This window comes from Burkholderia sp. Z1 (genome assembly GCF_014893795.1).
Classification (GTDB): domain Bacteria; phylum Pseudomonadota; class Gammaproteobacteria; order Burkholderiales; family Burkholderiaceae; genus Burkholderia; species Burkholderia theae.
On the sequence record NZ_JACFYL010000001.1, the window covers coordinates 1,282,813 to 1,307,560 of the forward strand.

Annotated in this window: 17 protein-coding genes; 9 read left to right on the forward strand and 8 right to left on the reverse strand. The window is 69.2% G+C overall.

What is annotated here, in order from left to right; all coding sequences use genetic code 11:
• Positions 1–136 precede the first annotated feature (136 nt).
• From H3H55_RS05955 to H3H55_RS05965, 3 genes are all read right to left on the reverse strand, one after another.
• A complete protein-coding gene (locus tag H3H55_RS05955) occupies positions 137–2,101 on the reverse strand; it encodes a PhoX family protein (protein ID WP_193097965.1) in 1,965 nt (654 codons plus the stop codon).
• Between the two features lie 165 nt (positions 2,102–2,266).
• Positions 2,267–3,460, reverse strand: coding sequence for an ammonium transporter (locus tag H3H55_RS05960; protein WP_174915174.1), 1,194 nt, complete (start codon positions 3,458–3,460; stop codon positions 2,267–2,269).
• A 264-nt stretch (positions 3,461–3,724) separates the two neighbouring features.
• Positions 3,725–4,060 carry a hypothetical protein gene (locus tag H3H55_RS05965; RefSeq protein WP_193097966.1) on the reverse strand — a complete coding sequence of 112 codons (336 nt, stop codon included), beginning with the start codon at positions 4,058–4,060 and terminating at the stop codon, positions 3,725–3,727.
• Positions 4,061–4,253: 193 nt separating this feature from the next.
• On the opposite strand from H3H55_RS05965, the gene H3H55_RS05970 reads away from it, so the two are divergent.
• The 4 genes from H3H55_RS05970 to H3H55_RS05985 all read left to right on the forward strand — a co-directional run bounded on the left by H3H55_RS05970 (position 4,254) and on the right by H3H55_RS05985 (position 6,755).
• Positions 4,254–4,682, forward strand: a complete 429-nt coding sequence (locus H3H55_RS05970; protein ID WP_193097967.1) for a hypothetical protein — start codon at positions 4,254–4,256, stop codon at positions 4,680–4,682.
• A 90-nt stretch (positions 4,683–4,772) separates the two neighbouring features.
• Positions 4,773–5,204: an Rrf2 family transcriptional regulator gene (locus H3H55_RS05975; protein WP_129514135.1), complete on the forward strand. Its 432-nt coding sequence runs from the start codon at positions 4,773–4,775 to the stop codon at positions 5,202–5,204.
• Between the two features lie 155 nt (positions 5,205–5,359).
• Positions 5,360–6,001 carry an NAD(P)-dependent oxidoreductase gene (locus H3H55_RS05980; protein WP_193097968.1) on the forward strand — a complete coding sequence of 214 codons (642 nt, stop codon included), beginning with the start codon at positions 5,360–5,362 and terminating at the stop codon, positions 5,999–6,001.
• Between the two features lie 283 nt (positions 6,002–6,284).
• On the forward strand, positions 6,285–6,755 hold the full coding sequence (locus tag H3H55_RS05985) for an Lrp/AsnC family transcriptional regulator (RefSeq protein WP_129514137.1): 471 nt from the start codon (positions 6,285–6,287) through the stop codon (positions 6,753–6,755).
• Positions 6,756–6,804: 49 nt separating this feature from the next.
• Here H3H55_RS05985 and H3H55_RS05990 read toward each other — a convergent pair whose 3' ends face one another.
• From H3H55_RS05990 to H3H55_RS06000, 3 genes are read right to left on the reverse strand one after another with little or no spacing between them, the layout of a single operon-like run.
• Complete coding sequence (locus H3H55_RS05990; protein ID WP_193097969.1) at positions 6,805–7,578, reverse strand: ABC transporter ATP-binding protein; 774 nt, start codon at positions 7,576–7,578, stop codon at positions 6,805–6,807.
• Between the two features lie 4 nt (positions 7,579–7,582).
• Positions 7,583–9,217, reverse strand: coding sequence for an ABC transporter permease (locus H3H55_RS05995; protein ID WP_226800112.1), 1,635 nt, complete (start codon positions 9,215–9,217; stop codon positions 7,583–7,585).
• Positions 9,218–9,260: 43 nt separating this feature from the next.
• Positions 9,261–10,304 carry a Fe(3+) ABC transporter substrate-binding protein gene (locus H3H55_RS06000; protein WP_193097970.1) on the reverse strand — a complete coding sequence of 348 codons (1,044 nt, stop codon included), beginning with the start codon at positions 10,302–10,304 and terminating at the stop codon, positions 9,261–9,263.
• A gap of 242 nt (positions 10,305–10,546) precedes the next feature.
• Here H3H55_RS06000 and H3H55_RS06005 point away from each other — a divergent pair, with 242 nt between their 5' ends.
• Positions 10,547–10,708, forward strand: a complete 162-nt coding sequence (locus H3H55_RS06005) for a hypothetical protein (RefSeq protein ID WP_009688068.1) — start codon at positions 10,547–10,549, stop codon at positions 10,706–10,708.
• A gap of 147 nt (positions 10,709–10,855) precedes the next feature.
• On the opposite strand, the gene H3H55_RS06010 is transcribed toward H3H55_RS06005, so the two are convergent.
• Entirely contained in the window at positions 10,856–12,223 is a 1,368-nt protein-coding gene (locus H3H55_RS06010) for an amino acid permease (RefSeq protein ID WP_129514141.1), read from the reverse strand.
• Positions 12,224–12,508: 285 nt separating this feature from the next.
• Positions 12,509–14,800, reverse strand: a complete 2,292-nt coding sequence (locus H3H55_RS06015) for an FUSC family protein (RefSeq protein ID WP_193097971.1) — start codon at positions 14,798–14,800, stop codon at positions 12,509–12,511.
• A gap of 182 nt (positions 14,801–14,982) precedes the next feature.
• Here H3H55_RS06015 and recC point away from each other — a divergent pair, with 182 nt between their 5' ends.
• From recC to arfB, 4 genes are read left to right on the forward strand one after another with little or no spacing between them, the layout of a single operon-like run.
• The gene (gene recC, locus H3H55_RS06020) at positions 14,983–18,321 is read left to right on the forward strand and encodes an exodeoxyribonuclease V subunit gamma (protein ID WP_193097972.1); all 3,339 of its coding nucleotides are present in this window, start codon (positions 14,983–14,985) and stop codon (positions 18,319–18,321) included.
• Positions 18,318–22,028, forward strand: coding sequence for an exodeoxyribonuclease V subunit beta (gene recB, locus H3H55_RS06025; RefSeq protein ID WP_193097973.1), 3,711 nt, complete (start codon positions 18,318–18,320; stop codon positions 22,026–22,028). Before recC ends, recB begins: the two co-directional genes overlap by 4 nt.
• Positions 22,025–24,337, forward strand: coding sequence for an AAA family ATPase (locus H3H55_RS06030; RefSeq protein ID WP_193097974.1), 2,313 nt, complete (start codon positions 22,025–22,027; stop codon positions 24,335–24,337). Before recB ends, H3H55_RS06030 begins: the two co-directional genes overlap by 4 nt.
• Positions 24,334–24,738 (forward strand): alternative ribosome rescue aminoacyl-tRNA hydrolase ArfB, encoded by a 405-nt coding sequence (arfB, locus tag H3H55_RS06035; RefSeq protein ID WP_048251302.1) that lies wholly within the window; start codon positions 24,334–24,336, stop codon positions 24,736–24,738. The genes H3H55_RS06030 and arfB overlap by 4 nt, the downstream gene beginning before the upstream one ends.
• Positions 24,739–24,748 lie beyond the last annotated feature (10 nt).

The window sequence follows — 24,748 nt, forward strand, 5'->3', positions numbered from 1 at the left end:
AAAAAAAGCGCGACGCCCGCACTGGGCATCGCGCATAAACCGGCGTGGAGCGCCGACGAATGAACGGTGATGAAGAAAGGCGAGCCCCCGATCACGAGGGGGCGGCCAGGGGCGCGAACCCCCTCGCGCGAATCGGTCAGGCCTTCGCGAGCTTGATGCTGGTCTGCTCGGCCGTCAGGTAGCCGACGCTTGCGCCGAAGCGATCCTTGAAGTTCGCGCGCACGAGCGGATCGAGCGTCGGCTTGACCTTGTCGTGCAGCGGCGATTCCCAGTCGCCCGCGTGCTGGAAGTTGCTCATGATGTACGTCCAGCCGTTGATCTCGTCGACCGCGTGCAGGCCCGTCGATTCGGCGCCGGCCGGGCACGACAGCACACGCACGAGCGACTTCGTGTCGACGTTGTAGGCCCACAGGAAGTTGTTCACGTGCATGCCCGAGTCCTCGCCGATGAAGAGCGTGCGCAGCTTTTCGGAGAACTTCAGGTTGTCGGGGTTCGCGATCCTGTCCGGGTTCGCGAGGTTGCCGAGCCCGTCGGCCGCGGCGAGATCCTCGCCGACGAGCGCGGCCGGTGCGCCCATGTCGACCGGCACCCATTCGCTGTCGATCGCGCTGCCCGTCGTGTCGCGCTGGCTGCCCTTCAGGTTCAGCGCGTAGACGGCGCCCGCGGCGATCTTCTTGTCGACCGCGACGTCGCGCGACACCGCATTGCCCTTGACCATCGACGTCTCGATCCGCGACATCGCCGTATAGACGATCTTGTCCTTCGCGTTCACGGTCGTGCCTTCGAGCTTCGTGAAGGCCATGCTGCCGCCGAGCAGCGCCGCGTAGCGGTGCGTCTCGAGGAACGCGGCCGCCTTTTCCATCCCCGGCTTCACGCGCATCCAGTTGAACTTGCCGCCGAAGTGGATCTTCGCGTAGCTCGCATCGTTCGGATCGGTGGTCGTCAGGTCCATGATGTCCGACGCCTTCAGCGTATTCGCGAGCGCTTCGATCTCGCTGCTGGTCGCGTGGCCGATCTTGATCCACGTGAGCGTCGCGGTGCCCGCGCCGGCCGACGACGTCTGCGTCCACTTCGCGACGTACAGCGTGCCGGCCGACAGGTCGGCCGCCTTGTCGGCGACGAACATGAACAGGCCGCCGTTGGTTGCGTCGTCACCCATCATCACGGTGCGCTGGTCCGGCATCACCTGGATCAGCTCGTGCGAGATGCGGCCGAGGCAGTAGTGCTTCTTCACGGTGCCCGTGCCGTCCGCGTTCACGGTGATCTCGGGCAGGTGGCCGTAGTGGTAGGGGTTCGCCTTCGTCTCGTCGCCGAACGTGTTCTTGCTGAACGCCTTGAACTGCGCGTCGGTCGCGACCTTGGTCGCGTCCGGCTCGTATTCCTCGCTCGACAGGTGCGTGCCCCACGGCGACAGGCTCGCGCCGCAGGTGATCCACAGGCCGTGCGCCTTCGACGTGTCGACGTTGTGGTACTTGACGACCTTCAGCGCGCCGTTGGCCGGATCCTGGTCGAGCGTGAGCACCGCGATCGGCGACGGCAGCTGGCCGTACTGCGATGCGCTCGCCTGGTCGCGCGTTGTGTATTCGAACTGCACGACCGCGAACACCGTGTTGCCCTTCACGCCGGGCACGTTCGCGTTCTTCAGCGTGAGCAGCGAACTGCCGTCCGGGCAGTCGGAATAGAACTGGCGCTCCTTGCCGGCTACCGAACGGTCGATGATCGGCTGGTTGTTGATGTCGTAGTAGCCGCCCGCGAGCGTCGTGCCGCCCTTGCCGTCCGGCACCATGTCGCCCGTCACGAAGAACGGCCGGTACGCGAGCTTGAAGTTGCGTGCCGAGCCGTCCGAGAACGACACCGACAGCGTCGAGCCGACCGTCGTCGTGGCCATCGCGGCCGCGTTGTCGAGCGTGGGCGCGGCCATCGCCGAGAACGTCGCCGACGTATACGCGGCGGCGACCGGGGCCGGCGTCGACGCCGGATTGTCGTCGCCGCCGCAACCCGTCAGCAGGGCCGGCAGCGCGAGGCCGGAAAGAGGCAGCATCGGCGCGCCGGCGAGGATCTTCAGGGCCTGACGACGGGCAGCATTGGGCAACGCGGGCATGTGGAGTCCAGTTTCAGTTGTTGGAAGAATGGCCTTCGCGAAACGGAAGCAGGCGAGCGGCAAGCTTCGCGAAGGCAAATTGAAAACTGGACCGAAGTGTAAGGACGCTAGATGAAAGTTTTTTGAATTGAAAACGTAATATTTCGTCGAGCGTTCGTCAGGTGCTCAATCGCGTTCGGGCGTCGCCGAGATGCGATGGATCGACAGGTCGGCGCCGTCGAATTCGGCTTCGCGATCGAGGCGCAGCCCGACGGTCGCTTTCAGCGCGCCGTAGACGAGCGTGCCGCCCGCCGTCGCGATCGCAATGCCGCCGAGCGTGCCGACGAGTTGCGACATGAACGACACGCCGCCGAGGCCACCGAGCGCGGGCAGACCGAACACGCCGGCCGCGAGGCCGCCGAGCGCGCCGCACATCCCGTGCAGCGGCCACACGCCGAGCACGTCGTCAATGCGCCACTTGTTCTGCACGCAGGTGAACATCGCGACGAACAGCGCGCCGGCCGCGGCGCCGGTGACGAGCGCACCGATCGGGTGCATCACGTCGGAACCCGCGCATACCGCGACGAGGCCCGCGAGCGGCCCGTTGTACGTGAAGCCCGGATCGTTGCGGCCCGCCATCCACGCGGCGAGCGTGCCGCCGACCATCGCCATCAACGAGTTCACGGCGACCAGGCCGCTGATCTTGTCGAGCGTTTGCGCGCTCATCACGTTGAAGCCGAACCAGCCGACCGCGAGCACCCATGCGCCGAGCGCGAGGAACGGGATGTTCGACGGCGGGTGCGCGGCGATGCGACCGTCCTTCGCATAACGGCCGTGACGTGCGCCGAGCAGCAGCACGGCCGGCAGCGCGACCCAGCCGCCGAACGCATGCACGACGACCGAGCCCGCGAAATCGTGGAACGGCGCGCCGAACGCATGCGTGAGCCACGCCTGCACGCCGAAGCGCTCGTTCCACGCGATCCCCTCGAAGAACGGATAGATGAAGCCGACGATGATCAGCGTCGCGACCAGTTGCGGGTTGAACTTCGCACGCTCGGCGATGCCGCCGGACACGATCGCCGGGATCGCCGCCGCGAAGGTCAGCAGGAAGAAGAAGCGCACGAGCGCATAGCCGTTGTGCTGCGACAGCGTGCCGATGTCGTCGAAGAATTCGACGCCGTAGGCGATCGTGTAGCCGATGAAGAAATACGCGAGCGTCGACACCGAGAAGTCGACCAGGATCTTCACGAGCGCGTTGACCTGGTTCTTCTTGCGGACCGTGCCGAGTTCGAGAAATGCGAAGCCCGCGTGCATCGCGAGCACCATGACGGCGCCGATCAACAGGAACAGTGTGTCGACGCCGGATTTCAGACCATCCATGCCGTGGCTTCCTTGCGCAAAAAACGGGCAAGGAATGCAAGTATCGAGCCAACTTGGTGAACGGCTGCGTGGAGTTGGTGCTCTGGCCCCGCGCGATGCGGCATTCCGGTGAATCGTGCACGTTCCGGGGGCGCGGCCGGCAGGGGCTGGTGACCACGTCGGATGCACGCGCGTGGTGCGACGCGTGCGGAACTGGTGCGTGCGGCGGGGCCGGCGGTGCGATGTGGTGCGCAACGGTGCGTCGCAGCGCACCGATCTGGCGCGTCAGTGACGCACGAACAGCACGCGCGGCCGGCGCAGCCGTAGCGCGCACGCGGACCAGTACGCGGCGACGGTTGCCAGCCCGAGCGCGGCGAACGCGAGCGCCGCGAAGCCCGCGAGGGACTGGCCGTCGCCGTCGGGGCCGAGGATGCCTTGCGCGACGATCAGCGCGGCCGTCCAGAAGCCGATCACGGCCTGCGTGAACAGGCGCGCGGACGCGACGCGGCGTGGGCGCCCGGCTTCGGCCAGGCGGCGCGCCGACGGCGGACGCAGGCACAGGAACAGGGTGGCGGCGAGCAGTGCGGCCAGCGCGATGAACCAGTCGATGAGGAAAGCCATGAGAAAAAGGGGACACGTCCGAAGCGGATTGAAGCGTGCCCACTTTAGTGGTGTAGCGCCTGCGATTGAATCAGACGAATCCGAAATTGAAAGGCGTTTCTCATCACGGATCGTTATTTGGCGTGTTCCACAGGCGGTATCATCGACGTCGATACAACCACGAGGCCGTGCGACGCGCGGCCGGAGATTGCTGATGAACATGAAGATTTCGCGGGCGCGTCGCGTGCCCGGGTCTGCACTGGCGGCCGTCGCCGTCGGTGCGCTGCTGTTGCTCGCCGGCTGCGACAAGTCCGGCGCGCCGGCCACGCAACCCGATACGGCCGCGAGCGCGGCCGCCGATGCCGCGAACAATGCGGCCAAGGCGATCGACCAGGTGGCGAGCACCGTCAACCAGCAGCTCAACGCCGCGAAGGCCGGCATCGCGTCCGCGGCATCGGCCGTGCCGCCGCTGTCCGCGAGCGGACTCGCATCCGCCGCGCAGGCGCAGATCGACGCAGCGGCTTCCGCGGTCGTCGCGCATGCGGCTTCCGAGGCAGGTGCGAAGATCGCGGAAGCCGGCAAGAAGCTTCAGCAGTGGAGCCAGCAGAACGCCGCGGGTGCCAAGCCCGCGAGCGGGGAATGACGCCCGCTTGCACAATTCCCTAAATGTAATTATGATGGTTACACATATCATCGGCTGCGGTACGGGCCGGCGTCGCCGAGTGGGTGAGGAATGAATACCAGCAGCCGCTTCGCGTTTGCCGTTCACGTGCTTGCCTTGCTGTCGATGCAGGAGGGCGTGCCGTTGTCGTCCGACATCATCGCGGGCAGCGTGAACACGAATCCGGCCCTGATCCGCCGGCTGCTGTCGATGCTGGCGGCTGCGGGGTTGACCACGTCGCAGCTTGGCGCGGGCGGTGGCGCGCTGCTGGCGCGCGAGCCCGGCGAGATCACGCTGCTCGACGTGTATCGCGCGGTCGACGATGCGCAACTGTTCGCGCTGCACCGCGAGGCGCCGAACCCCGCGTGTCTGGTCGGGCGGCACATCCAGGGTGTGCTGACCGACTACATCGGCGACGCGCAGCGCGCGATGGAGGCATCGCTCTCCACGCGCACGCTGGTTGACGTCACGGCCGACATGCTGGATCTGGAGCAGCGCACGTAACGCACAGCACGCGTCGGCGGGTGACCGGCGGCAGGCAGGGTAGGAAGTTGGGCGGCGGGCGGTGCCGCAATCGGCGCAACGGTTGGTTCGCTCCGTTTTTTTCGGCCTTATATGTAATCGATAATGTTACACATTTTTCTTTCTGGAGAATCGAGATGACGCAACGTACCTTGAACATCGCGCTGTTTGGCGCCACCGGCATGATCGGCTCGCGTATCGCGGCGGAAGCGGCCCGACGCGGCCATCGTGTCACCGCGCTGTCGCGCAATCCCGGCGCGGCCGGCGACGGCATCACCGCGAAGGCGGCCGACCTGTTCGACGCGGCCAGCATCGCGGCCGCGCTGCCGGGTCACGACGTGGTCGCGAGCGCGTACGGTCCGAAGCAGGAAGATGCGGCGAAGGTCGTCGCCGTCGCGAAGGCGCTGGTCGCCGGCACGCGCCAGGCGGGTCTGAAGCGGCTCGTCGTCGTGGGTGGCGCCGGTTCGCTCGAAGTCGCGCCCGGCAAGCAGCTCGTCGACAGCGAAGGCTTCCCGGACGCGTACAAGCCGGTCGCGCTCGCGCACCGCGAGGCGCTCGACTATCTGCAGACCGTCGGCGATCTCGACTGGACGTTCTTCGCGCCGGCCGCGCTGATCGCACCGGGCGAGCGGACGGGCACGTTCCGCACGGGCGCCGGCAAGCTGATCGTGGACGCGCAAGGCAACAGCAAGATCTCGGCGGAAGACTACGCAGCCGCGTTCGTCGACGTGCTCGAGCAGGACAGCTTCGTGCGCGAGATCGCGACGGTCGCCTATTGAGCGGCATGACGGTCTGCGGCGCGTAAGCGCTGGCCCGGCCCGGGCGCGGCGTGCCAGCCGCAACGCGCAGGCACTTCAGGCGACGCTACCTTGACGGGTGGCGTCGCCTGTTTCGTTTGGAAAGCGGCGATGGCCGGCGGGATCGTGCACGGGGCGGATTCGTTCGCGCCGCGCGCGTCCCGGATTGGTATTTATACCGGTCGACGCGGTGGGGTGGTTTCCATATTGTTCCCCGTTGTGCAGGATGCATAGAATAAATTTCTATCTACGAGGGACTGGAGAAATGGACGCCATCGATCGCAAGCTGCTGGAGTTGTTGCAGTCGGATGCCACGCTGCCGATCGCGGAGCTGGCACAGCGCGTGAACCTGTCCCAGACGCCATGCTGGAAGCGGGTGCAGCGGCTCAAGGAAACCGGCGCGATTCGCGCACAGGTGGCGCTGTGCGATCCGCGCAAGCTCGGGGTCGGCACGACCGTGTTCGTCGCGATCCGCACGAACCAGCACACCGAGGAGTGGGCGCAGCGTTTCACGCAGGCGGTGCGCGACATGCCGGAAGTGGTCGAGGTCTACCGGATGAGCGGCGAGACCGATTACCTGCTGCGCGTCGTGGTGGCCGGCATCGACGATTACGACCGCGTCTACAAGCAACTGATTCGCGCGGTGCCGCTGTTCGACGTCAGTTCGTCATTCGCGATGGAGCAGATCAAGTATTCGACCGCGCTGCCCGTGCGCGATCTTTCCGAGCCGGCTTGACGCGGCACGGGCGCTGCCCGGGCCGCGAGGCGAGGACGGCAGCGCGGGTTCAGCGGCCGCGCGCCAGTGCGCGCGCGCGTTCGTCGGCCAGCGCGTCGCGGCGCACGAAATCCGCGACGAACGGGCTGGCCGGATGGTGATGCAGCGCGTACGGCGTATCCCATTGGGCGAGCTGGCCGTCCTTCATCACGCCGACCCGGTCGGCGATCGCGAACGCTTCGGCCTGGTTGTGCGTGACGAGGATCGCGGTGTGGCCCGTGCGTTTCAGGATGTCGCGCAGCTCGAACGCGAGCCGCTCGCGCGTATCGACGTCGAGATTCGAGAACGGCTCGTCGAGCAGCAGCAGCTCCGGCGACGGCGCGAGCGCGCGCGCGAGTGCGACACGCTGCTGCTGGCCGCCCGACAACTCGTGCGGATACGCGCCACCTGAATCGGCGAGGCCGACGAGTTCGAGCATCTCCGCGACGCGCATGCGCCGTTCGGCCTTCGGCATGCGCCGCAGGCCGAACGCGACGTTGTCGGCCGCGCTCAGGTGCGGGAACAGTGCGTAATCCTGGAACATCATGCCGATGCGGCGCCGCTCGGGCGGCACGTCGAGCGACGGCGCCGCGACGGGCACGCCGTCCAGCACGATGCGCCCCATCCGCACCGGTTCGAAACCGGCGATCGCGCGCAGCACGGTGGTCTTGCCGCAACCCGACGCGCCGAGCAGGCAGCCGATGTCGCCGCGCGGCAGCGCGAGGCTCAGCCCGTCGACCACCGTGCGGCGGCCCTGTGGCGTGTCGTAGGCGAGGCAGAGGTCGTCGAGTTCGAGCAGGTTCACGGTGTCAGGCTCCGATCTTGTGGCGGGTGCGGGCGAGCAGGATCACGGGCACGAGCCCGGCCAGCACGATCGCGAGCGCGGCGACCGCGCCTTCTTCATAGGTGCCGCGCGCGGCTTCCGCATACAGCCAGGTCGCGAGCGTGTCGAAGTTCAGCGGGCGCAGCAGCAATGTCGCCGGCAATTCCTTCATCGCGTCGACGAACACCAGCAGCGCGCTCGTCGTGAGCGCGGGCCGCAGCAGCGGCAGGTGCACGCGGCGCAGCGTGCCGCCGGCCGTTTCGCCGAGCGAGCGTGCCGCCTGTTCGAGGGACGGCGGAATGCGTGCGAGGCCGGCCTCGATGCTGCCGGCCGGGATCGCGAGAAAGCGCACGGTATAGGCGATCACGAGCGCGGCCGTGGAACCCATCAGCAGCAGCCCGTCGCGGCCGAGCGCCGCGCCGAACAGCCGGTCGGCCGCCGCGAACGGGATCAGCAGGCCGATCGCGAGCACGGTGCCCGGCACCGCATAACCGAGGCTCGCGATCCGCGCGCACACGCGGGCAGGGCCGGCACGGGCGCTGTCGCGTTGCGCGCGCGCGGCCCATGCGACGACGAGCCCACACGCGAGCGTCGCGGCGGTGGCGGCGGTCGCGATCGTCAGCGTGTTGGCCAGCCCCGTCATCAATTGCGCGGACACGCCGCCGACGAGATGCAGCCGCTTGCCGGTCTCGACCGCGAGGTATGCAGCCGGCGCGCCGAAACCGAACAGCACGGGCAGCCAGCCGAGCACGGCAGCGCCCAACGCGGCCGCGCCGGTGAGGCGGCGCGGCGCGATCGGCCGCATGCGCCGGCCATGCGCGTAGCGCTGGCGGCGGCGCCCGTAGCGTTCGAGCACGATCATGCCGACGACGATCGCGAGCATCGCGAGCGCGATCTGCGCGGCGCCGGCGAGATCGGAGCGCGTGATCCATGTCGTGTAGACGGAGACGGTCAGCGTTTGCACGCCGAGAAATTCCGACGCGCCGATGTCGTTCAGCGTTTCGAGCAGTGCGAGGCTCACGCCGACCGCGATCGCGGGCCGCGCGAGCGGCACGACGACGCGCCAGAACGTCGCAATGCGTCCCGCGCCGAGCGTGCGCGCGGCTTCGAGCAGGCTCGCGGACTGCGTGACGAACATCGCGCGCGTGCTCAGGTAGACGTATGGATACAGCACGAAGCCGAGCACGAAGATCGCGCCGGGCAGCGAGCGCAGGTCGGGCAGGCGGAACTGGCGCGGGCTGTCGAAGCCGAGCATCCAGCGGATCGCGCCTTGTACGGGGCCGATCGGGTGCAGCAGGTCGAGATACGCGAATGCGACGATGTAGGTGGGGACCGCCAGCGGCAGCAGCAGCGCCCACGTCAGCATCTTGCGGCCGGGAAAATCGTACGCGGTGACGAGCCACGCGCAGCCGGTGCCGACGATCGACACGATCGCGCCGACACCTGCCAGCAGCAGCAACGTATTGACGAGCGCCTGCGGCAGCACGAATTCGGCGAGATGCCGCCAGTGCGCGAGATCGGCGCCGAACGCGGCGGCCACCAGCACCGCGAGCGGCGCGGCGACCGCGGCCGCGATCGCCAGCGCCGCGATCAGCCACAGGCTGCCCGCACGCGGCCGCAGGCGCGGCCGACGGGGCTGGCCGCGCGTGCCGGCGCGCACTGCATCAGTTGTCAAAACCGACCTTGTCGACCAGCTGGCTCGCCTGCTTGCGATACTTCGCGATGTCCGCCAGCGGCAGCGGATCGACCTTCAGCGTGCCGAAGCTCGCGATCACCGGATCGAGTTTCACGTTCGCGCGCACCGGGTATTCGTAGTTCGCCTGCGCATACAGCGCCTGCGCTTCCGGCGACACCAGGTATTCGAGCAGCTTCACCGCGTTGGCCTTGTGCGGCGCGTGCTTCGCGACCGTCGCGCCACTGATGTTGACGTGCGTGCCGCCGCTCTTCGCGTTCGCGAACGTGGGCCGCACGACCTTGATCGCGTCGCCCCACTTGCGCGCATCGGTACCGGGCTCGGAATTTTTCATGTGGCCGACGTAGTACGCGTTCGCGAGGCCGACGTCGCAGATGCCGCCGAGGATGTCGCGCGCGACGTCGCGATCGCCGCCCGTCGCCTTGCGCGCGAGGTTCGCCTTCACGCCGCGCAGCCATTTCTCGGTCGCGGCTTCGCCGTCGTGCGCGATCATCGCCGCGACGAGTGCCGTGTTGTACGGATGCTGACCCGAGCGGATGCACACCTTGCCTTTCCATTTCGGATCGGCGAGATCCTCGTAGCGGAACGCGTCGACCTTGAGGTCCTTTTCGACGTACAGCACGCGGTCGCGCAGCGACAGCGCATACCAGTCGCCGTTCGCGCCGCGCAGGTTCGCAGGAATCGCGTCGTCGAGCACCTTCGAGCGCACCGGCTGCGCGAGCCCGCCGTCGACCAGATCGAGCAGGTTGCCGATGTCGACCGTCATCAGCACGTCGGCCGGCGACTGCGCGCCTTCCGCCTTCACGCGTTCGAGCAGGCCGTCCTTCACGAACACCGTATTCACCTTGACGCCGCTCTGCTTCGTGAACGCATCGATGAGCGGCTGGATCAGCTTCGGTTCGCGGGTGGTGTACAGGCTCACTTCCTCGGCCGCATGGGCAAGCGGCGCGAAGGCGGCCGCGGCGAGGGCAAGGGCGCCGGCGAGCGGCAGCAGGCGGGTGCGCGGATTCGACATGGAGACTCCGGTGGGGCAGGTGGACGAGGGAGCGTTCCGGGGCGCGCCTGCCGCCCGAGCGATCCGGAACATTACAAAATGAAAGACTCCGGATTCTAGATCGAAATGGGAACGATTATCAAATGAAAGCTTGAGGCGGGCGGCGGGAAAGGCGGGGAGGGGGAACGGAAACGGGGCGTCGCAGCGGGGGCGCAAGCGCGTAGAATGCCCGCTTCGATGAAATTGACGGAGTTGGCCCGACCATGAACGATCAGCGCAAGAAGAACCCTGTCCGCAACGTGAGCATCCTGATCGTCGTGGCCGTGCTGCTCGTGATCGGGACGATCCTGTACAACGCGATTTCGCAGAAGCGCGCGTACGACGAGGCCCATCCGGCCGAGGCCGCGAGCGCGGCATCGCACTGACGTGACGGCGCGCGGCCCGGTCAGGCCGCGCGTGTGTGCATGAGAAAGGGCGGGAGCCCGCGGCTTCCGGCGCGGCAGACGCCGCGCGGAGCCGGGCAAGACGCGGGTGCCGGAGCCGGCACGCCGCGCAGGCAGGTCAGTCGTGCGTCAACGTGACGCAGGGGCGAACTTCGGGCGGATCCGTGCGTAGAACACGACCGCCAGCAGCGCGAGCCAGGCCGCGCCGACATACAGCGCGACGCGCGTGTCCTCGAACCAGCCGAGCATCACGATCACGAAACCCATGAACGCGATCGTCAGCGCCGGTGCGACCGGCCACAACGGCACCTTGAACTTCAGCGCCGCGACTTCGGCGCTCGACAGGCGGCGGCGCATCGCGACCTGCGACAGCAGGATCATCAGCCAGACCCACACGGTCGCGAACGTCGCGATCGCCGCGACCATCAGGAATACGTCCTTCGGCATCAGGTAGTTGAGCACCACGCCGACGAGCAGCGCGCCCGCCATCACGAGCACGGTGACCCACGGCACGCCGTGCCGCGACGTCGTCATCAGCACGCGCGGCGCCTGGCCCTGCCGCGCCATCCCGAACATCATCCGGCCGGCGCCGAAGATGTCGCTGTTGATCGCCGAGATCGCCGCGCTGATCACCACCAGGTTGAGGATCGTCGCGGCCGACTTCACGCCGAGCGCCGAGAAGATCTGCACGAACGGGCTGCCGTCGCCGCCGACGCCGGTCCACGGGCTGATCGACATCAGCACGACCATCGTCAGCACGTAGAACAGCAGGATGCGCGCCGGCACCGCGTTGATCGCGCGCGGAATCACGCGCTCCGGGTCCTTCGCCTCGCCGGCGCTCATCCCGATCACCTCGATCCCGCCGTACGCGAAGATCACGACCGACAGCGACGCGATCAGCCCGCCGACCCCGTTCGGCAGGAAGCCGCCGTGGTTCCACAGGTTCGCGAAGGTCGGCACGTCGGCCGAATGGCCGAAGTGCATGCCGGTCAACAGGATCGCGACGCCGCCGCCGATCATCGCGACGATCGCGCCGACCTTGATGATCGACAGCCAGAACTCGAGCTCGCCGAACACCTTCACGTGGCACAGGTTCAGCCCGCAGATGATCGCGACGACCCCGAGCACCCAGATCCATTGCGGGACGTCGGGAAACCAGAAGCCCATGTAGATGCCGAACGCGGTGATGTCGGCGATCGCGACGATCACCATTTCGAGCGTGTAGGTCCAGCCCGTGACGAATCCCGCGAACGGGCCGAGGTTCTCGGTCGCGTAGTGGCCGAACGAGCCGGCGACGGGTTCGCGCACGGCCATCTCGCCGAGCGCGCGCATCACCATGTAGACGGCCGCGCCGCCGAGGATATACGCCAGGATCACGGCCGGGCCCGCGAGCTGGATCGCGGACGCCGAACCGTAGAACAGGCCCGTGCCGATCGCCGAACCCAGCGCGAGAAAGCGGATGTGCCGCGCGCTCAGGTGGCGCTGCAAGTTTTTCATCGAGTCTCCGATATCGTTATGCGACGGACCGGGCGAGCGGGACCGGTCCGATTGGCTCAAGTTGTCTATACAACTTAAATGTGAACGAATGATAACAAGCCGGGCCGGGTGACCGGAATCGGGTATTCCCTGACTGGCGCGATCGGCGCAATAGGGGGTGGGGCGGTCGCGCCGCGTACGGGCGGGCCGCGTGAAACGGGCGGGTCATGCTTCGGGAGCGTGGTGAATCGGGGCGCGCCGGTGGCCGATCCGCGGCGTGCGCGGGCCGGCCACCGGCGGGGAACGTCAGGCCGGCAGGCGGATCACGCTCGCGTCCTTGCGGATCAGCAGCGACGACGCGAGCATCTGCTTGCACTGGTGCGCGAGCACCTTCAGGTCGTGCGTGAGCTCGGCGCCCACCGCCTCGGATTTTTCCGCGGACACGACCATCGTGTCGAGCTCGCGCGTGATCTGCTTCGACGCCTCGAGCTGATCGGCGGGCGGCGGCTCGCCGGCTTCGGCTTTTTCGAGATTGTCGAGCACGGCGGCAAGCCCGCGCTGCAGCGCGTCGTCGTGGACGAGGCCGCCGTCGACCGCGCACGCGCTGCGGATCAGCGGCGCGGCGGCCGTGATCTGCGCGCCGAGCACGTGCGTCTGCACGAGCAGGTCGTTCAGTTCGGGCACGAAGCGCTGGTGCGCCTTCGGCTCGATCATCATCCGCTGGAATGCCTGCCCGAGGTTCGCGAACGCGATGTGCACGTCCTTGCGCGCGAGGCGGTAGCGATAGTCGTCGTCGAGGCTCGCCGCCGGGGTCTCGACCGCCGCGGCGATGACCGGCACCACGGCCGCGCCATCGGCGGTGGGCACGGGCGGCGGCGACGCGCCACGCCCGGCGCGCCACACGGCCTCGAAATACTTGCGGGTCGCGGTGAGCATGTCGGTGACCTGCTTGCCCATCAGCCGGTATTCCCAGTACGGGAACAGCCGGCTCGCGGCGATCGCGATCATGCAGCCGACCACCGTGTCGATCGCGCGCTCGCCGATGATCCGCATGCTGCCCGGCGCGAGCAGATGGAACATCAGCAGCACGTACGACGACGTGAATACGACGCTCGCCGCGTAGTTGAACAGCAGCAGGCTGTAGCTCATCACCATCGACCCGAACATGATCGCGATCAGCAGGTGCGGCTCCTTGACCGTGTAGATCAGCGCGATGCTCGCCGCGCAGCCGATCATCGTGCCGATGATCCGCTGCGCGTTGCGTTGTTTGGTGAGCGAATACCCGGGCTTCAGGATGATGATGGTCGTCATCACGATCCAGTACGCGTTCGTGAGCGGCAGCAGCCGGCCGAGCCAGAAGCCGACCGCCACCGCGATCGTCACGCGCAGCGCATGGCGGAAGCTCGGGGAGCTCATGTTCAGGTTCGAGAAGATCAAGAGCGGCGACATCCGGCGGCGCTGCAGGAAGCGCGCGAGCGCCTTGTCGATCTTCAGTTCGGTCTGCTGCGGATCGGCATGGCCGGACAGGTTGCGCCGCATCCGGTCGATCAGGCGCGTCGCGCTCCAGATGCGCCTGAACGTCGCGAGCACGGCTGCATAGGCTTCCGCATTGGTGGCCGCGAAGTTCTTCTTGCGCATCAGCTCGATCTCGTACTCGATCGCGCGCAGTTCGGCCTTGACGCTGACGTGCGAATGCGGCGCGCGGTTCTCGAGCACCGCGAGGCCGATCTCCTCGAGATCGGCGGCCGCCTTGCGGATCAGGTCGCGGTAGAAAATGATCAGATCCGAGCCGCCGAACGTGTTGCGCACGAGCGGGTAGTCGGTATGCGCGCCGACGAACAGCTCGTGCAGGTCGACGCTGTTGATGAACAGGTTGTACATCGTCGTGCGGCCGGGATCGAGCTTGCCGCGGCGCAGCTTCGGCAGGTTGCGCAGCACGATGTCGCGTGCGGTTTCCTGCGTTTCGACCGCGGTGATCTGCTTGGCGACGAGATTGCGGTAGCACTCGTCGAGATCGGCATCGAGGTCGTAGAATTGCGCGCGCGCGAGCAGGTAGTCGGCGCACGCGAACAGGCTCTCGGCGAGCGCCTGCTGCTCGATCCGGCGTGCCTGCCATTGCGACACGAGCGTCGCCCAGTACGTGTACCAGAGGCCGCCCGCGAGAATCCAGCCGGCGTTGATGAAGGCCTGCAGCGGCGTGAACTGCTCCTCGAGCGTCATCACCATCATGAACAGCGTCGCGAAGCTGATCTGCGGCCAGCGGTTGCCGTAGACGACGATCAGCGACAGCACGAACGTGAGCGGCACGATCGTGAGCCACAGTGCGAAGATGTTCGGTGTCGCGAGGCCGGTCGCGAGCGCGGCCAGGAAGCCGATCACGCTGCACGCGAGCATTTCGTTGTGCTTGTACTTGAGCGGGCCCGGCATGTCGACGACACAAGCGCCGAGCGCGCCCGTCGAGATCGTGAAGCCGAGCTCCCGGTTGTGAAACACAATGAGGCACAGCACGGCCGGCAACGAGACGCCGACCGCGATCCGCAGGCCGCCGAAAAAGTACTGGCTATAGAAAAACTTTCTGATTTCGACCGAATAGCGCATCGATGGGCTGAATGGCAGACGAAGACGCCCGGGGGCGGCGTGTTGACTGGCGACGAGTCTATCGTATTTCGCGGTCCGCAAAACCTGGCTTTCCGGATGACCTTCGCGGCGGCGGTCCATTTGCTATCCTTGGTGATCCTGTTCGCCCGGCCCGGCCGGTGCGAGGTTCCGACGCCCGCTTCATGCTCCATCTCTTCTATTCGAACCGTCACGAAACGCTGGCCGATGCGCTGCTCGAGGATCTGGCCGCGTTCCCGGCCCGCAACGGCCCGTGGGCGCCGCAACAGGTCATCGTGCCGAGCGCGGCGCTGCGCCGCCGTCTCGAGCTCGACATCGCCGCGCGCAGCGGCGTGTGCGCGAACGTCGAGTTCACGTATCTCGCGCAATGGCTGTGGGCGCAGATCGGCCGTGTGCTGACGGTGCCCGCGCGTTCGCCGTTCGCACCCGACCGCCTCGTGTGGCGCTGCTACCGGCTGTTCGCGCAGGAGGAAAGTGGCGCGCCGTGGCTCGCGTCGCCGCGGCTTGCCGCGTATCTGTCCGCGTCCGACGATGCGATGCGCTACGAACTCGCGCACCGCGTCGCGGCCGTTCTCGATCATTACCTGACTTATCGCCCGGAGTGGCTGGCTGCGTGGCAGGCCGGCGAATCCGTGCTCGCCGGCGACGGTGCGCCGCGCGGGATCAGCGACGCCGCGCGCGACGACGAGCGCTGGCAGGCCGCGCTGTGGCGTGCACTGCTCGCCGAACTGAGCGACAGCGGCACGCCGCCCGCGCATCGTTTCCTCGTCGACGCGCGCCATCTCGATGCGGATACCGTCGAGCGTGCCAACTGGCCGGAATCGGTCAGCGTGTTCGCGCTGCCGACGATGCCGCCGCTGCATATCGCGCTGTTGCGCGAGCTGTCGCGCTGGATCGACGTGCGCGTCTATGCGCTGAACCCGTGCCGCGAATTCTGGTTCGACATCGTGACCGCCGCGCACGCCGAGGCGCTCGATGCGGCCGGGCGGCTCGACTACCAGGAAGTCGGCCATCCGCTGCTCGCCGAATGGGGCAGGCAGACGCAGGCGCAGCTTCACATGCTGCACGAACTGACTGAAAGCGCGGCGTCAGGCGACGCGGCGCGTTTCGTCGAGAATCCCGCGCCGACGTGGCTGGCGCGCGTGCAGAACGCGATCCTCGACCTGCAGCCGGAGGCCGAAGCCGGCGATGCGCCGGCCGAGCGCGGGATCGAGGTGCACGTGTGCCACAGCCTCGCGCGCCAGCTCGAGGTGCTGCACGACCGGCTGCTCGCGTGGTTCGACGCGGACGCGAGCCTGCAGCCGTCCGACGTGCTCGTGGCGGTGGCCGACCTCGCGGCGGCCGGGCCGCTGATCGACGCCGTGTTCGGCACGGCCGGTGGCGGCGGCGCGCGCGTGCCTTACCGGATCACCGGGCTGCCGCCGTCGCAGGCGAACCCGGTCGCGCGCGTGCTGCTCGACTGGCTCGCGTTGCCGGAACGGCAGGTCGGCGCGCCGGAGCTGGTCGAATGGCTGCGCGTCGACGCGGTGGCCGCGCGCTACGGCATCGACGCGGCGGCGCTCGAGACGGTGCAGACCTGGCTCGCGGCCGCCGGTGCGCGGCGCGGGCTGTCGCCGCTCGCGAGCGACGACGCGGCCGTGCCGTCGCCGCGTCATACGTTCTCCGATGCGCTCGCGCGGCTCTTTCTCGGTTATGCGATGCCCGAAGGCGCGGCGCCGGTCGGTGCGTGGCTGCCGATCGAGGCGGCCACGGGCAGCGAGGCCGAACTGCTCGGCCGGCTCGCGCGTTTTACCGACGATCTCGACGGCTTCGCGCGGCGGCTCGCCGAATCGCACACGCCGCGTGGCTGGAGCGAACTGTTTGCCGACACGCTCGCGCGTTTCTTCGATTCGGGTGCCGCGTACGCGGACGCGCTCGCGGGCGTGCGCGACGCGCTCGACGCGATGCTGGCCGCGATGACCGAGGGCGCGCCCGACGAAGCGCTGCCGGCCGCCGTCGTCCGTGCGGGGCTGGCCGCGGCGCTCGACGATCCGGCGCGCGGCGGGGTGCCGTGGGGCGGCGTCACGTTCTCGTCGCTGACGAGCCTGCGCGGCCTGCCGTACCGCGTCGTCTGCCTGCTCGGGATGGACGACGGCGTGTTGCCGAGCCTGGCGCGCGCGGACGAATTCGACCTGATGGCCGTGTTGCCGAAGCTCGGCGACCGGCAGCGCCGCGACGACGAGCGCAACCTGTTTCTCGACCTGCTGCTCGCTGCCCGCGACCGGTTGCTGATTGCCTATACGGGCCGCAGCATCCGCGACAACGCGCCGTTGCCGCCCGCGGCACTCGTCGACGAACTGCTCGACCATCTCGCGCTCGTCACGGCCGGGCCCGACGCCGCGCCGGACGCGGTCGATGCCGCGCGGCGCGCGTTCATCGTCGAGCATCCGCTGCAACCGTTCGCGGCCGCCTATTTCCAGCCCGGCAGCGAACTCGTTTCGTATGATGCCGAGCGAGCGACGCTCGCGTCGCTGCTGGCCGCCGATGCATCGCGCGACGGGCCGCGCGAGCTGCCGTTCTTCGCGCAGCCGCTGCCGGCCGAACCGGTCGAGCCGGTCGCGTTCAGCGAATTCGAACGCTTCTGGCGGCATCCCGCGCGGGCGCTGCTGCGTGCACGGCTGGGCATCGTGCTTGCCGATGCGCAGGCCGAACTGCTCGACACGGAGCCGTTCGCGCTCGACTTCGCCGGCAGCGACGCGCTCGCCGAGCGCGTGCTGCCGCTGTTGATCGAATCGGGAGACGGGGCCGTGCACGATCACGCACTGCGCATCGCGGACGCGAGCCCGGAACTGCCGGGCGGCGCGACGGGCGCGGTGTGGCGCGACCAGGCGCTCGGCTCGATGACGCAGCTTGCGTCGAACGTACGCCGCGCGCTGGCCGACGGCATGGAGCGGCGGCCGTTCTCGCTCGTCGTCGTGCCGGCCTGGCCCGACACGGAACAGGCGCTGTTCGGCGCTGACGACGCGATGCTGTCGGGCGATGCGGTGAGCGCGCCGCTCGAGCTGCACGGCACGCTGAACCGGCTGACGCCGGCCGGGCAGATCATCTACCGCTATGCGCGATCGAGTGCGCGCGACTACCTGTCCGCGTGGCTGGCGCATCTCGTCTACTGCGCGGTCGAGCCCGACGGCCCGCGCCGCACGCTGTGGTTCGGCAGCGGCGGCACGTTCGAGCTGACGCCGGTCGCGGCGCCACTCGAGCGGCTCGCGCCGCTTGCCGCGCTGTTTCGCGCGGGGCGGCGCATGCCGCTGCGGTTCTTCCCGCGCAGCGCGTGGGCGAGGGTGTCCGATGGCGAGGCCAAGGCCGCGAGCGTCTGGATCAACGAGCGCGTCGTGAGCGAAGCCGACGATCCGGCCATCGCGATCGCATGGCGCGGCGCGCATGCGTCGCTCGACGAGCCGTTCGGCACACTCGCGCGGCTCGTGTTCGAGCCGCTCGTCGAGCATCTGAAGGAGGTCGCATGAGCGCCGTGTCGCAGCCGCAGCAGGCGCTCGAACTCGACGTGTTCGCGTGTCCGCTCGACGGCGTCAACCAGATCGAGGCGTCGGCCGGCACCGGCAAGACCTGGAACATCTGCGCGCTGTATGTGCGCCTGCTGCTCGAAAAGGATCTCGGCGCGGACGAAATCCTCGTCGTGACCTTCACGAAGGCGGCGACGGCCGAACTGCACGAGCGGATTCGCAGTCGGCTCGCGCAGCTCGCGCATGTGCTCGACACGGGTGACGACGGCGGTGATCCGTTCATCGCGCGCCTGCTCGACACGACGCTCGGCGAAGCAGGCTCGCTCGACCCCGAGACGGCCGCGAAGCGGATCCGGCGCGCACTGCGCGCGTTCGACCAGGCCGCGATTCATACGATCCACGCGTTCTGCCAGCGCGCGCTGCAGGAAGCGCCGTTCGCGGCCGCGATGCCGTTCGCGTTCGACATGGAGGCCGACGATGCGTCGCTGCGCTTCGAGCTTGCGGCGGACTTCTGGCGCACGCGCGTCGAACCGGCGGCCGCGCGCTGGCCGGGCTTCGCGACCTGGCTCGTCGAATCGGGCGCCGGCCCGGCCGCGCTCGATGCGCAGCTCGCGCGCCGGCTGAAGAAGCCGCTCGCCGCGCTGCGCTGGGACGGTGTGACCGAGCCTGACGAGTTGGCCGAGGCCGCCGCGGCCGAATGCTTCGCCGAGGCGGCGCGGATGTGGGCGGCCGAGCGCGATGCGATCGATGCGTTGCTGCGCACCGCGCAGCCCGCGCTCAACCAGCGCTCGCACAAGCCCGATGCGGTCGCCGATGCGCTCGACGCGTGGGCCGCGCATTTCACGCAGGGCGCCGCGACGGCCGCGTTGCCGAAAGCCGCACTGAAGCTCACGCGATCCGCGCTGGTGAAAGCGACGAAAAAAGGCGGAGCAACCCCCGAACATGCGTTCTTCGACGTGGCCGACGCGCTCGAAGCAGCCGTGGCGGCGGCCGAGGCCGCGCAGCGCGCGCGCTGGCTCATGTTGATCGCCGAATGGCTCGACATGGCGCCGGGCGAGCTGGCCGAGCGCAAGCGCACGCGGCGCGTCGTCTCGTTCGACGATCTGCTCGCGAACCTGTACCACGCGCTGCATGCGCACCCGTGGCTTGCCGAGACGCTGCGCGCGCGTTATCCGGCCGCGCTGATCGACGAGTTCCAGGATACCGATCCGCTGCAGTTCGCGATCTTCAACCGGATCTTTGCGCCGGGCGGCCCGCTGTTCCTCGTCGGCGATCCGAAGCAGGCGATCTACAGTTTCCGCGCGGCCGACCTGCATACGTATCTTGCGGCGCGCGCGAGCGCGAGCGCGTGCTACACGCTCGCGGTCAACCAGCGCTCGACGCCCGCGATCGTCGATGCCTGCAACCGCTTCTTCATGTCGAATCCGCGTGCGTTCGTGCTCGACGGGCTCGACTACTACGCGGTGCGTGCCGGCACGCGCGTTCGTGCGCCGTTCGTCGACGAAACCGATCCGGGGCCGGCCGGCGACTTCCGCGTCTGGGCGTTGCCGGGCGGCGAAGGCACGCTGCTCAAGCGCGACGCGCAGGCGCAGGCCGCCCAGGCCTGCGCGGCCGAGATCGCGCGGTTGATGCGTGGCGCGCGCGAAGGGCGCGTGCGGCTGGGCGACACGCCGCTGTCGCCGGGCAACGTCGCGGTGCTCGTGCAGACGCACCGGCAAGGCAGCCTCGTGAAGCGCGTGCTCGCGACATGGGGCATCGGCAGCGTCGAACTGGCGCAGGCCTCGGTGTTTTCGACCGATGACGCCGAGCAGCTCGAACGCGTGCTGGCGGCGATTGATGCGCCGGGCGACCTGCGGCGTCTGCGCGCGGCGCTCGCGGCCGACTGGTTCGGCCTCGATGCCGGGGCGCTGTGGCGGATGGAACAGGGCGACGGCGATGCGCAACGCGAAGCGTCCGCGGCCGACAGCTCCGACGCGATGAGCTGGGTCGAGCGCTTCTCGCGGTATCGGCTGCTGTGGCGCGAACGCGGTTTCGCGGTGATGTGGCGCACGTTCACGCGCGAACTGCGGATTGCGGAGCGGCTGATGGCCGGTGCGGACGGTGAACGCCGCGTGACCGACATCAACCATCTGGCCGAACTGACGCAGACACGCGCATCCGCGCAACCGGGCATCGCGCCGACGCTGCGCTGGCTCGCCGCGCAACGGCTCGACGGCGGCGGCGAGGAAGCGCAGTTGCGTCTCGAATCCGATCGCAACCTCGTGCAGATCGTGACCGTGCACAAGTCGAAGGGTCTCGAATACGCGATCGTGTTCTGTCCGTTCCTGAACGACGGCGGGCTGCGCGAGCCGCCCGCGTCCGCGCTGCCCGATGCACGTGAGTATCACGACGACGCAGGCGACGCGGTGCTGCATTACGGGTGCGACGACGAGGCGGCCGCACACGCGGCGCGGCAGGCGATGCGCGAGCAGGCCGCGGAACGCGCGCGGCTCGTCTACGTGGCGCTCACGCGCGCGGTCTATCGCTGCTACGTCGTTGCCGGGCCGTACCTGTCGTCGCGCTCGACGCGCGAAGCGCGGCGCAGCGTGCTCAACTGGCTCGTCGCCGGCGCCGGCCAGTCGTTCGATGCGTGGCTCGACGAGCCGCCCGACGAAGCCGCGCTCGACGCGGCGTGGCGCGCGCTCGCGGGCGGCCCCGTGAGCGTCGCGCCGCTGCCGGCGCCCGCGCGTCCCGAGCGTCTCGCGGCCGGGCACGATGCATCGCAGACACTCGCCGCGCGTCATGCGACACGCGTGCTGCGCGATGCGTGGCGCATGGCGAGCTTCAGCTCGCTGACCGCGTCGATGGCGCGCGAGGAAGCGGGCATCGCGGCCGTGCCCGACGACGAGTTGCGGCCCGATCACGATGCGCTTGCCGAGGTGGTGCCGGACGGCGAGTTCATCCTGGCCGATCCGGTCGCGCCCGAACCGCCGGACGACGACATCCTCGTGTTTCCGCGTGGCGCGGCGGCCGGCGAGTGCCTGCACCGCCTGTTCGAACTCAGCCGGTTCACCGAGCCCGAGTCGTGGCACAAGGCCGCGCTCGGTGCGCTGCACGACCGGCCGGTCGAAGCCGAGCCGGAACTCGCGACGCGGCTGCCGGCGATGATGGCGCGGCTCGTCGACGACGTCGTGCGCACCGAGCTCGTGCCGGGCATGCGGCTCGCCGATCTCGATCCCGCGAAGCGGCTCGACGAAATGGGGTTCCTGTTCCCGGCGCCGTCGCTCGACCTGACGGCGCTGCGCCGGTTGCTGGTCGCGCACGGTTACCCGGACGTTGCACTGGAGGCGGGTAATCTCGCCGGTTTCATCAAGGGTTTCATCGACATGATCGTCGAACACGACGGCCGCTTCTGGATCGTCGACTGGAAGTCGAACCATCTCGGCACGACGCCGGATGCCTACGGCCCGCGTGCGCTCGACGTCGCGATGGCCGATCACGCGTACCACCTGCAGGCGCTGCTCTACACGGTCGCGCTGCATCGCTACTTGCGCGGGCGGCTGCCCGCTTACGACTACGACACGCACATCGCGGGCTACCTGTACCTGTTCGTGCGCGGCGTGCGGCCCGACTGGCGCAGCGGCGGCGAGCCGGCCGGCGTGCATGCGCGGCGGCCCGCGCGCGCGCTCGTCGACGCACTCGACCGGATGATGGAAGGGGGCCGCGCATGAACGCATCCGACGACATGCTCGAATTCACCGGCGGCCTCGTCGCGCGGCTGCCCGAACCCGCCGATTTCGGCATCGCGCTCGCGGAAGGCTTCGCGCGTCGCATCGGCGACCTCGCGCGGCGTGCCGGCGCGCCGGCCGCGTCCGCGCGCTGGGCAGCGCGCGCCGCGTTCGCGACGAGCCGTGCGACCGCGGGCGGCCACGTATGCGTCGCGCTCGGCGCGCTCGCGCAGCGCTACGAAGAACCGCTCGACGACATCCGCGCGGCGCTCGCCGCGAGCGGCGTGGTGGCGTTCGGCACGCTCGCGCGCGGCGACGAGCGGCCGCTGATCGTCGACCGGCACGATCATCTGTACCTGTCGCGCTATTTCGATTACGAACGGCGGCTGGCCGATGCGCTCGTGGCGCAGGCCGGTGTCGCGGCGCCGGACGAAGGTCTGTCGCCCGACCGGTTGCGCGACAGCCTCGCGCGTTACTTCGGGCCCGCGACGGGCGAAGTCGACTGGCAGCGCGTCGCGGCGATCGTCGCGCTGACGGGCCGCGTGACCATCGTCAGCGGTGGCCCCGGCACCGGCAAGACGACGACCGTCGTCGGCGTGCTGGCGTGTTTGCTCGACGCGCACCCGGGGCTGCGCATCGCGCTGGCCGCACCGACCGGCAAGGCCGCGCAGCGGATGCAGGAAGCGCTGCATGCGCGGGCCGGCGACCTGCCGCCCGAACTCGCGGCGCGTTTGCCCGATACGTCGTACACGCTGCATCGGCTGCTGGGCGGCGGCGGGGCGGCTGGCTTCCGGCATCATCGCGACAATCCGCTGCCGTACGACCTGATCGTCGTCGACGAGGCGTCGATGATCGACGTCGCGCTCGCCGCGCATCTGCTCGACGCGCTCGCGCCGGGCGCGCGGCTCGTGCTGCTCGGCGACAAGGATCAACTGGCCGCGGTCGAGGCGGGCGCCGTGTTCGCCGAGCTGAGCGCGCGGCCGGCGTTTACCGCCGCGGCGCGCATGCGCATCGCGCGGGCGCTCGGCATCGACGAGGCGGCATTCGTTGCGGCATTGCCGGTGCCGGACGAAGCCGCAGCCGCAGCGGCAGCAATTCCGGCGGCGAATCCGGTTTCCGAGGTGGCCCGGGCCTCGGCGCCCCCATCGGCATCGGCCGCCGCTCCAACACGCAAGCCGGCGGCTCGGCGGCGAGTCGACGCTCGACAGGCATCGCTCTTCGACGATGAACCGCAGCACGACGAGATCGCCGCGGTCGACACTGCGCCGCCTCCCGCAGGCCCGGCACTGACCGATGTCGGTGATGCAGGTCAGGCGGGCGGCGCCCCCGCGTGGATCGAGGCCGACGAACTCGCATGGCTCGACGCTGTCGAGCTGCCGCCGTTCGACGCGGGCGATGCAGCGCTTGCATCGGTCACGGCTGCGGCGCATGACGAAGCTGCCGCCGTATCCGCCACACCGGCACCCGTACCGGCGCCGCTCGCGGACTGCGTCGTCTGGCTCGAACGCAATTACCGCTTCGGTCTCGATTCGCCGATCGGCCGACTGTCGCTCGCGATCCGCAGTGGCGACGTGCAGGCCGCGCTCGACGCGCTGCCCGCCGACGACACGGCCGCCGCGTCGTTCCACGACGATGCGGGCGATACACTCGCGCCGGCGACGGTCGAGCGGCTCGCACGGCGGTTCGGCGCTTACCTCGACGCATTGCGCGACACGCTGGCGGCGCCGGTGCCCGATCCGCTGCCGCTGTTCGACGCGCTCAACCGGTTCCGGATCCTGTGCGCGACCCGCAGCGGCTCGCGCGGCGCGGAGCATGTCAACGCGCTCGTGGCCGCGCATGTGCGGCACGCGGCGCGCGTGCCGCTGGCGGTCGGTGCGCATTGGTTCACCGGGCGGCCGATCATGGTGACGCGCAACGACTATGCGCTCGGGCTGTTCAACGGCGACATCGGCATCGCGCTGCCCGACGCGCACGGCGTGCTGCGCGTGTGGTTCAGGCGCGCGGACGGCACCGTGCGCGCGGTGTCGCCGGCCGCGCTGCCGCCGCACGAAACCGCGTTCGCGCTGACGGTCCACAAATCGCAGGGCTCGGAATTCGACGAAGCCGCGCTCGTGCTGCCGGCATCGTTCGGTCGTGTGCTCACGCGCGAACTCGTCTACACGGCCGTGACGCGTGCACGTACGCGCGTGCAGGTGATCGGGCCGCGGCGCGTGCTGGCGCAGGCGGTCGCGACACGCACGCAGCGCGATTCGGGGCTCGCGGCACGCGTCGACGAAGCGCTCGCACGGTGCCGCACGGAGGGTTCGCGATGATGATCCGCTATACGCTCGATCCGGCCGAAGTCGAATGGACGGCCGTGCGCGCACAGGGCGCGGGCGGGCAGAACGTGAACAAGGTGTCGAGCGCGATTCACCTGCGCTTCGACATCCGTGCATCGTCGCTGCCGCCTGTCATCAAGGAGCGGCTCCTCGCGCTGTCCGACCAGCGCATCACGCGCGACGGCATCGTCGTGATCAAGTCGCAGGAATACCGCACCCAGGAGAAGAACCGCGACGCCGCGCTGGCGCGCCTCGACACGTTGATCGGCAGCGTCGCGTACACGCCGCGCGCACGGGTCGCGACGCGGCCGACGCGCGCGTCGAAGGAACGGCGGCTCGAGCACAAGTCGCGCCGCAGCGTGGTGAAATCGGGACGAGGGAAGGTGGTCGACTGACGCACGGTCG